This window comes from Bilophila sp. 4_1_30, from assembly GCF_000224655.1.
In the GTDB taxonomy this organism is placed as follows: domain Bacteria; phylum Desulfobacterota; class Desulfovibrionia; order Desulfovibrionales; family Desulfovibrionaceae; genus Bilophila; species Bilophila wadsworthia.
In genome coordinates this window covers 1-1,212 of sequence record NZ_JH114231.1, presented here as the reverse complement: position 1 = coordinate 1,212, position 1,212 = coordinate 1, and the positions used below count along the sequence as shown (strand labels likewise).

The window sequence follows — 1,212 nt, the reverse complement described above, 5'->3', positions numbered from 1 at the left end:
AACGTCACCTCACGGGGACGGCCTGCTTCTGGCCCTTGTTCGCCGTCCCGCCGGTCTTGGCGGGGTTCCGGTGCCTGCCGGGTTCGGCCGGGACCGCTATCACCTGCGTCCTCACGATGATCACCTCGCGGCACTCCGCCGTCACCATGAGCGCGTGCTCGGAGTCCGGGGTGGTGGTCACCGTCAGCTTCTCCAGCAGCATGTTGCCGTACTTGCGCTTGCCCGTAACGATGTCGAAGGGCTCACGGGCGTTTTGCAGCGCCAGCAGCGCGTTGTAGAGGGTGGCGTTGTACGGGTCCCAGACCGGCAGGCCGTAGGTGCTCTCCGACGACGCGCCCCTGATGACCACCTTGCACGGATTGCGGTAGGCGTGATCGCTGATGTTCGCGCCCTGCTCCACGGGATGCTTGGCGATGGTCAGGGTGTCCTCGTGCTCCTCGGAAACGACCACGTCGAAGGAGAGCCCGCCGAGGCTGCGCAGCGGGCGCAGGAAAACGCGTTCCAGCGGTTGGGTCAGCCAGTTCATCGGGCGGCCCCCTGTGCGTAGCGGATCAGATCCGCGTTGATGTTGTCCTGTTCCACGGCGACGCGGCGGGCCACCTCATCCGGCGAGCTTGCGCCGCTGACGTTGATTTCCGTCCTGGATTCCAGCGAAACCGCGCCGCCGGCGGAGGCCATCGCCGCCGACTGCCACGGGGCGGCCATTAGGTAGGCTTCCGTGGAGGGGGAGAAGAACGGCTGCGTCCCGAAGCCTGGCCCGAAAAGGCCCGCGCGGGAGGAGCCGCCCCCCGGCGCCCTTCCCTGTCCGGAGCTTCCCGGAGCGCCCCCGAAGGAGCCGCCGGAAGCGCCCGGGAAGAATGGACCGCCGGGGCCGTCCGCCCCAAAACTGCCCGCCCCGGAACCTCCCGTACCCAAGCCTCCCGCAGGAGCGCCCGCGAAAGCGCCATCCGAAGGCGTGCCGCCCACAGAGCCCGCTCCCCAAGCGCCGCCGGAGGAAACGCCCGCAGCGGAACCCGCCCCCCAAGCATTCCCGGAGGAACCGTTCCCGGAGGAAAGGCCGCCGTATCCGGAACCGCCGTTCCCGGCGGGGGCGCCCTGCCCGCCGTGGGCGTACGGAGCGCGGAATCCGGGCATACCGTCCTCCGCGCCCGCATCGGGGAGCCGCTTCCAGCCGAGCTTTTCCAGCGCCCAGTCGGGAAGCATGTCGGCGAG

The 1,212-nt window shown here is 69.9% G+C and carries 1 protein-coding gene and 1 pseudogene; both read right to left on the bottom strand.

Annotated features, from left to right (window positions below):
• Positions 1-4 precede the first annotated feature (4 nt).
• A complete protein-coding gene (locus HMPREF0178_RS00010) occupies positions 5-526 on the bottom strand; it encodes a phage baseplate protein (protein ID WP_005027508.1) in 522 nt (173 codons plus the stop codon).
• Positions 523-1,212 (bottom strand): annotated as a pseudogene (locus tag HMPREF0178_RS20250) (hypothetical protein); the annotation flags it as partial. The gene HMPREF0178_RS00010 and the pseudogene HMPREF0178_RS20250, both read right to left, overlap by 4 nt.

Bases quoted from the DNA above. Each gene is read 5' to 3' on its own strand.
- HMPREF0178_RS00010 (WP_005027508.1), bottom strand. From the start codon at position 526: ATGAACTGGCTGACCCAACCGCTGGAACGCGTTTTCCTGCGCCCGCTG.